Here is a 5275-nt window from a genome sequence, read left to right as displayed (position 1 = left end):
GGATAATAGTGGGGCTATTTGACGAAGAAGCAGGAATTTTTAGACCAATTTATCGCAACCGCAGTAGGGTAGTCTATTCTCGGACAGGCTCCTAGGAGCTTCCCCAGGTATGGGCCGGTCCAACGAGCTTTATTCCGGTTCATCCAGGGATTCGTTTTAATCACCCAGCCCACGAGATGTATTTAAGTGCCAGTTAAGCAAGGCGCAACGTCTGGCAGCGGGTGATTTTTTGGCGAAGTTTCTATTGCTCAAGACAACAGGGGGCTTTTTCAAACGAGCCCCGTGGTTATGGCGGTGGCACTGATAATCTTTCTGACACACTGGCCGCTTGTGGAGAAAATAACGCTTCTCTCTATAATCTTCACCATAACCTTCATCATAACCTTCATAGGCTTCTTCCATGTCATCGGTTTCGTCCATCAGCTCTTCATAATAGGAATGACATTTCATCACAGCACTTTCAAATCCCGTAAATCGTGACACCAATAAAAGAGGGCTAATCATAGCCCAGCAGGCCCATGAAAATAAGTGAATTAAAATATCAAATTGGAATTAAATTTTTAAAATACTAAATATTTTATTCTATAAAAGGGTCAGCGATGAGCGATAAAAGCCTTTCATCTCAGTGCGCAGCCTATTGGGGTTTTGCCGTAATGCGCACAAATGGTCAGTAATAAAAAGCGCGATGGCATTTTGCCAGAATCAGGTATAGCCCCTCAAAATCTTCAAGGTTGTATCTTCATAGTTGCCATGTAACAATGCTCTGGCTCGCATTAGCAGCAGCCTTCACCGGACGCTTCCTTCAATTCAACCAACCTGGCTTCTCAATCCCTATGGCAATCACTCATCCCAATTCCTCTGTGCTGAAAACTATCACCGTGTTAGTGACTGTGTTCTTATTAAATGCTCCTGCGTTTTCTCAGGAAGAAATTCAGGTTCACAGTTATACCAACACAAAAGGTTTTACATTCAGAAACTTTAGTTTCACACTGACACCAGAAAATACTATTCTGGCATCTGACAGTCGGCTTAAAGCAAAAGGTTACTCCCGTAATGCCTCAAATTACCGCCATGAAATATTGGACGAAAACAGTATAAATTTTACTGAATATGGGCAGTTTCAAGTGTTCATACCCCAGGAGAAATTTTCGCTACCACACAAAGCAACCACTTTTATCATCGCAAGAATGCCTCAAACAAGCCCGCAAACCCAAGGCTATAAAGAAAAGGTAGAAAAAAAACAACAACTCTATAAAAAAATAGCCCAGATGGTTAAGGAAAAAAAAGGATCAGTGGATGTTGTCTTTGAATTTCCCTACCCTAATTCAGAAACAATAGACGCCAATATCTTTTTCAGAACCTATAACGGCGAGTATATTGACAGGGTTGGAAAATTATAATTTTGTACCCATTGACGTTGTGAGAAGCCGCTCGCTATGTTTTATGAGCGGCAACCGCCATAAAAACGGGCTGAGCCGGGTCTTCTGGCTCTGATAATCACCATCAACCTGCCTGAAGCTTCATCCGCGACGGTTGTTATTCGATGGTGGTAATTGACATAAAAGCGGGGCTGAGATAACTTATTGGCCTTATTTGATCTTCTACAGCCATTTTAGATTCTGAGGTAGGTTTTATTACTTCAAGGGCTATCTATAGAGGCTGTATTGTTCTTTACGCTCTCGTAGTTCAACGGATAGAACGACGGCCTCCTAAGCTGTAGATGCAGGTTCGATTCCTGCCGAGAGCGCCACTATTTTCCATGCGATCTCTGCCAATAATGACACTCTTCTCCATCGCTGTTATCACTGAGAGATGACGCCTGCTACCTGTTCTACCTTCTAATTAGAATCCCCATTTTTTCCGGACAGCCTCCAGATAATTCGGCCAATCTGAGGATATGTATTTATCCATCTGTTGTTCTCTGATTTTCGCCTCTTTCAACAGCGTGGGCGGAAACCTGGAGTACCTGGGGGCTTTTGTATCATCCTCTATTTTGTAGTCCGCGAGTCCCATAGTTGCCGCGCAATCATCAGTAAATTTACCACCTAAGTTGTTTTTTTGGTCAACTTCTATACAACCTGTCAGCACAACCTTAAGGTATGACATGGCAATTTTTTTCGTATCATCCCCTCTGCCAACATAGTAGCTGGATGACTTATCAGGAAAGTAGGCATAAACTTCCATATCTCCTCGAGCACCCATCACTTTGCTCCTGTCTTCCTCCCGGTAGAAGATGATGTGGTCTGCTGGCAATTGTTTCCGCTGGTAAGCAGGCCCTTCGCGCCGGTCAAATTTGGGCAGTTCACTTTTTTTCACGGCAAAGATCAGACCGTTAACATAACCGCCCAATGCCTGTTCAAGTTCAAGGGATCTTTGCTGTGACCTGGGCATCCACAATTGCCAGTCCCGGGTATAACCTTTAACTTTTACCGGAATGTAAACGCTACCTTTTGGATCGGGCTCCGTTGCCGTGCGGGCCGGTGTCGACATGAGGCTACCAAAACCAAAAATATAGACCATTTTCTCCGGCTCACTTAACGCGAATGCTCCACGGGAAACTAACACGGGTAAAAAGAATACCAACAGCAATTTTTTCAGCGTTACCATTTTCATAGCCTTAAATATTCACCAAACACTAGCGATAAGGATGTCGCGTTGTGCGTTCCCCGTCGTTGGCAGGCGTTTGCGCCCTGCCAATAAGCACGCTTGCAAACCAGAATTTGGCAAGGGTCGCGGCGCTAGCGTTGGCCTGAAGACTCAGGTTTTAACTGTTTTGCATTGCACAAGGCTCGCTTCGGTCGCAATGCGCTCTTGTACACCGTTTCAATAGGTTTGACAGATCCGATGGCCCATAAAGTGATCGTACGCAAGGCGGTATTTCCGCGCATTCGCGCCAGGTCACAAAAATGCTTGCTTTGGCTAAGCCTATCAACTGTATTGGAATGATATACTCCAATAAAATTAGTAATAAGAGGCGGAAGTTGTCAAATATAAAAGTAAATCCAAACAAGACGCTTTTAGCCTGGAGGCTTCTTTATTTGATTTGACGCAATGGGCGTTGGTTTCTCATTGTAAGATCGTTACCCACTGTGGCACTATCCCCTGAATAAATGTACAGTCATTGCAATCAGACCAGGAAAAACAGAGTAACAGATGGGTGTACTTTTAGGGATTGATCCGGGGTCAAGGATCACAGGGTATGGCATTATTGAACAGGTAGGCAACAAGTGCGCCTACATAGCATCAGGCTGTATTCGCATTAAAGAGGTGTCTTTACCTCAACGGTTGCAGCGAATCTTTGAAGGCATTAATAGCCTCATAGAGCATTATTGCCCTCAGAGCGTGGGTATTGAGCAGGTCTTTATGTCAAAGAATCCCGATTCCGCTTTAAAATTAGGCCAGGCAAGGGGGGCGGCCATTGTTGCTGCGGTGAATCAGGGGTTGGAGGTGTCTGAATATTCTGCGCGACAGGTCAAGCAGGCCGTGGTGGGTAAGGGGTCTGCGGACAAAAAACAGGTTCAGCATATGGTAAAAGCCATGTTAGGCCTCGATGCAACCCCCCAGGCTGATGCGGCCGATGCGTTGGGGGTGGCCTTGTGTCACGCTCACACTCAAGCTGGACTGGTGCGAATGGCAGGCGCGTCAAGGCGTGATAATCGTCGGCTGATTAGCCGCTAGGAGCCTGTTTATGAAATATCCGGGCTAGAATGTACAAAGATGAAAAGCTGCGGCGCTGAGCACAATATCGAAGATTTGTCCGTGATCATACATTTTTGTCAGCCGTTTCCAGACACGGCGGTTTATTTTTTGCTGATTATAGAGTTCATCCGTCACCCTGATCAGCAATTGCTGCCTGAAATTCCAGCCAGGGGCGTAACGACCATTGGCGATAAAAGTCACGTCACTGTCTGTCAAGCCATGATCAATAGCCATAACGGTGAGATCAGGAATCACGTGAAAGGCATGGGCAAGACGCGCGCTGCGCAGAGTAATCAGTGCCCGGTCTTTCAGTGGCAGCGTACCATAGCCCCTTACGTAACTTGAAAAGCTCCTTACCGGGGCATCAAGTCTCGGCGTGTAACGCAATGTTTCGGTGGGAGGGGTAAAGTCTTTGGGTGTCGCGCAATAGCTAAACAGGGGACGTTTAAGCTGTTCCGTTGTTCTTGACGGGTGATAGTCACTGGCCAGATCTGCCATAGCCAGTTGCTTCCAAAGGGTATTGAAAAAGGAAAGTAGTATGTTCATAAAAGCGGCAGTGTCATTAAATTCGCCCATTAGAGGCTATGATCTTCTGTTAGTTCCCAAAGCAGGGTGTGAAACAGGGTAAACTGTCAGGGATTCTAACTGACTGGTTAGTTTTTCTGGGGATCTTGGCAATAAAAAAGGGGAGCGTATGATTGGGTGTTTAAAAGGCAGGTTACTGGATAAACAACCGCCATCATTAGTGATTGATGTCAATGGGGTGGGTTATGAGGTAGAAGCGGCCATGTCCGTCTTTTACGCATTGCCAGAGGTCGGTGGCGAAGTGACGCTCTATACGCACTTTGTCGTGCGGGAGGATGCGCAACTGTTGTATGGCTTTAGTAGCCGAAATGAACGAGAGCTGTTTCGCGCGCTGATTAAAGTCAATGGCATTGGCCCCAAGCTGGGCTTGACGATTTTGTCGGGGATTGAAAGTGATGCCTTTGTACGCTGTGTGCATGATAATGACAGCGCTACCTTGGTTAAGCTCCCGGGTGTGGGCAAAAAAACAGCGGAGCGACTGATTATTGAAATGCGGGATAAACTGGATAACTGGGCTCCTGTGCCTTTGCTTGACGGTACGCCGTTGGGAGGCGGTGGCACAGCCGCTGCCGTTGACCCTGATGTGGAAGCGGAGGCGGTCTCCGCACTGGTAGCCCTTGGCTATAAGCCCCAGCAGGCAAGCAAGGTCATCAGAAAAATCTACATTGACGGTGTGTCCAGCGAAGAGCTGATCAGGCAGTCGTTGAAGAGCATGATTTAACCTGAATTCAGATTCAAGGACACTCAGCGTCTATTATCAGCGAAGGTAAAAAAGTGACTGGCAAATGTTATTGCCCTGAGGATAGGCCTGTACTCCTTCATTGGCTGAGCTTTTTGGCATCAAAACTTCCCGAAATATCCGGATTAAAAGTCTGCCCGTAGCGAGGACCGCGAGAAATGGCGGATAAAAAGTCGCTTTTGTGAGGAGAATAGCGGGACTATTTGACGAACAAAAGCGACTTTTTAGACCCATTTATCGCAGCCGCAGTAG

6 protein-coding genes and 1 tRNA gene are annotated in these 5275 nt (G+C 46.4%); 4 read left to right on the top strand and 3 right to left on the bottom strand.

Annotated elements, in window-relative coordinates; genetic code table 11:
- Positions 1-156: 156 nt before the first annotated feature.
- Positions 157-453 (bottom strand): hypothetical protein, encoded by a 297-nt coding sequence (locus V4C51_RS16980; protein ID WP_330927367.1) that lies wholly within the window; start codon positions 451-453, stop codon positions 157-159.
- Positions 454-833: 380 nt separating this feature from the next.
- On the opposite strand from V4C51_RS16980, the gene V4C51_RS16975 reads away from it, so the two are divergent.
- Positions 834-1400: a hypothetical protein gene (locus tag V4C51_RS16975; protein WP_330927366.1), complete on the top strand. Its 567-nt coding sequence runs from the start codon at positions 834-836 to the stop codon at positions 1398-1400.
- 275 nt (positions 1401-1675) lie between these two features.
- Positions 1676-1750 (top strand) — tRNA-Arg (locus V4C51_RS16970).
- A gap of 92 nt (positions 1751-1842) precedes the next feature.
- On the opposite strand, the gene V4C51_RS16965 is transcribed toward V4C51_RS16970, so the two are convergent.
- Positions 1843-2613: a gamma-glutamylcyclotransferase family protein gene (locus V4C51_RS16965; RefSeq protein WP_330927365.1), complete on the bottom strand. Its 771-nt coding sequence runs from the start codon at positions 2611-2613 to the stop codon at positions 1843-1845.
- A gap of 540 nt (positions 2614-3153) precedes the next feature.
- Between V4C51_RS16965 and ruvC the strand changes: the two genes are divergently transcribed.
- Positions 3154-3678, top strand: coding sequence for a crossover junction endodeoxyribonuclease RuvC (gene ruvC, locus V4C51_RS16960; protein WP_330927364.1), 525 nt, complete (start codon positions 3154-3156; stop codon positions 3676-3678).
- Positions 3679-3702: 24 nt separating this feature from the next.
- Here the strand turns inward: ruvC and V4C51_RS16955 are convergent, their stop codons facing one another.
- Positions 3703-4245 carry a hypothetical protein gene (locus V4C51_RS16955; RefSeq protein ID WP_330927363.1) on the bottom strand — a complete coding sequence of 181 codons (543 nt, stop codon included), beginning with the start codon at positions 4243-4245 and terminating at the stop codon, positions 3703-3705.
- A gap of 148 nt (positions 4246-4393) precedes the next feature.
- On the opposite strand from V4C51_RS16955, the gene ruvA reads away from it, so the two are divergent.
- Positions 4394-5005: a Holliday junction branch migration protein RuvA gene (ruvA, locus tag V4C51_RS16950; RefSeq protein WP_330927362.1), complete on the top strand. Its 612-nt coding sequence runs from the start codon at positions 4394-4396 to the stop codon at positions 5003-5005.
- The last annotated feature ends 270 nt before the right edge of the window (positions 5006-5275 follow it).

Source organism: Candidatus Sororendozoicomonas aggregata (assembly GCF_031528575.1).
Lineage (GTDB): Bacteria > Pseudomonadota > Gammaproteobacteria > Pseudomonadales > Endozoicomonadaceae > Endonucleibacter > Endonucleibacter aggregata.
The sequence above is the reverse complement of the archived record's forward strand: the minus strand, read 5'-3'. Positions and strand labels throughout refer to the sequence as shown.

Excerpts from the sequence above, each read along its gene's own strand:
- V4C51_RS16975 (WP_330927366.1), top strand. The coding sequence starts at position 834 with ATGGCAATCACTCATCCCAATTCCTCTGTGCTGAAAACTATCACCGTG.
- V4C51_RS16965 (WP_330927365.1), bottom strand. The coding sequence starts at position 2,613 with ATGAAAATGGTAACGCTGAAAAAATTGCTGTTGGTATTCTTTTTACCC.
- ruvC (WP_330927364.1), top strand. The coding sequence starts at position 3,154 with ATGGGTGTACTTTTAGGGATTGATCCGGGGTCAAGGATCACAGGGTAT.
- V4C51_RS16955 (WP_330927363.1), bottom strand. The coding sequence starts at position 4,245 with ATGAACATACTACTTTCCTTTTTCAATACCCTTTGGAAGCAACTGGCT.
- ruvA (WP_330927362.1), top strand. The coding sequence starts at position 4,394 with ATGATTGGGTGTTTAAAAGGCAGGTTACTGGATAAACAACCGCCATCA.